This window comes from uncultured Gimesia sp. (assembly GCF_937919775.1).
Taxonomy (GTDB): Bacteria; Planctomycetota; Planctomycetia; order Planctomycetales; family Planctomycetaceae; genus Gimesia.
Genome location: NZ_CALFPF010000066.1, coordinates 1 through 1,880, shown reverse-complemented (window position 1 = coordinate 1,880; position 1,880 = coordinate 1). Strand labels below are relative to the sequence as shown.

Sequence of the window (1,880 nt, the reverse complement as noted above, 5' to 3'; positions counted from 1 at the left end):
AATCATGATGCCCGAACATGATACGAAAGATGAAAGTCTGACCTATGGTCAATTACTGGCAGATCATTTTCATGTGGAAGCCATTGTCGAAAATATTTCACCGATGCTGCAGGGCGCAGGCTGCTATGAACGCCGCGATGCCGCTATTAAACAGGTGATTCCCGAATATCAACCAAACTGGAAATCAAAAATTGTACTGCCGAACCTGCTCAAGGAAGGCGGTTACCGCGTATTTTCCGTTGTCGTGCAAACGCCCTCGGGAGAATTTATCAAAAAACGCCTGCCTTTATCGGCTTACCAGACCATCGTCGCCGCGACCAATTTCAAACAGCGTTGCCGCAAAATGATGGAGTATTATCATGCCGACCGCTTGAATTACGCCGTTCCCGGAACGCCGAATCGGCTCGAATACGATCAGGGATTCTTTGTTAAAAATGGCGACGGCGCAGCCGACTTGAAACCGATTGCCCATCTCTATAAATCGCAGGTTTATCAGCTGGCCGCTTATCTGGACGTACCGGAAATCATTCGCATGCGTCCTCCGACAACAGACACTTATTCGCTCGAGCAATCACAGGAAGAATTTTTCTTCGCTGTTTCATATGACAAACTGGATTGCTGCTTGTACGGATTGAACCACGGTTTTTCAGCCGCGGCTGTGGCAGAAGGGATTGCTCTGCCAGCCGAACAGGTGGAACTGGTTTACGGCGATATCGAATCCAAACGAAAAGCGGCACGCTATTTACACATGCCGCCCCAGGTGATCGATTCCGTCTCGGCAGATACAAATAATTAGTTTGCGGCGTTGTCTTCAAAACAACGAAAAGGGCTCAGGATTGTGAGTAAAAAAGAACTGCTGGCAAAAGCATTAGACTGGAGCGGATTCAACAGTCTCGCGCGCACCGCTGCTCTCTGGAATGGGTTGATCGTACTGAATTACCACCGGGTTGGCGACATTGACGGTTCGTTGTTCGATCATGAACTCTGGAGCGCTTCAGCCGAAGATTTCGAGCAGCAGGTTCATTTTCTCAGTTTGAATTTTGATCTGATTCGTATCAGTGATCTGGACCACCTCAGTAATCGCCATCGCGGCCGCCATATCCTGATCACATTCGATGACGGCTACCTCGACAATTATGAGTGGGCGTTTCCCATCCTGAAAGCGTATAATTCTCCCGCCACATTCTTTCTGACCACAGGCTTTCTTGATGAAAGAAAAGTCGCCTGGTGGGATGAAATTGCCTGGATGGTACGCAGCGCCACGCAAAATACGCTGCCAGAAAATCCCTGGACAAAAACAGCAGTCTCGCTGAAACCGGACGACTGTGATGGGTCGATTAAAACATTACTGAGTGTCTTCAAAAAATTGCCCGGAGATAAAACCGACGACTATCTGAATTTTCTGGCTGAGAAAACCGGCTCGGGACGCTGTCCGCAGGAAATCGCCGATCAGGTCTGGATGACCTGGGACATGGTTCGCGAAATGCATGAAGCCGGCATGGATTTCGGAGGCCATACCGTTAATCACCCGATTCTGGCGAATCATCCTGAAGAAAAACAGCGATTCGAAATCGAACATTGCAAACAGAGAATTGAAACGGAAATCGGTCAAACCATCTCCGCCTTCAGTTATCCCGTGGGCGGTAAAGACTGCTTTGATTTACGAACCAGAAACTGTTTGAAGCAAGCCGGTTATCGCTGGGGCTTCAGTTATTATGGCGGATTCTCCCGACACGGCATCCACGATCAGTGGGACATACCCCGGATCGCCGTCGAATCCGAACAACCCGCCACGCTCTTTCGAGCATCCGTCTCGCTTCCACAGGTCTTTTGCTAAGGCAAACTGTACATAATTTCCGTTTGCTTATCATAATCTGTCA

The 1,880-nt window shown here is 49.0% G+C and carries 2 protein-coding genes; both read left to right on the top strand.

The window, feature by feature from the left end; all coding sequences use genetic code 11:
• Positions 1 to 796, top strand: a 796-nt coding sequence (gene nadE / locus Q0294_RS01710) for an NAD(+) synthase (protein ID WP_299460211.1), incomplete at its 5' end; no start/stop codon positions are given.
• 42 nt (positions 797 to 838) lie between these two features.
• Positions 839 to 1,837 (top strand): polysaccharide deacetylase family protein, encoded by a 999-nt coding sequence (locus Q0294_RS01705; protein WP_299460208.1) that lies wholly within the window; start codon positions 839 to 841, stop codon positions 1,835 to 1,837.
• Positions 1,838 to 1,880 lie beyond the last annotated feature (43 nt).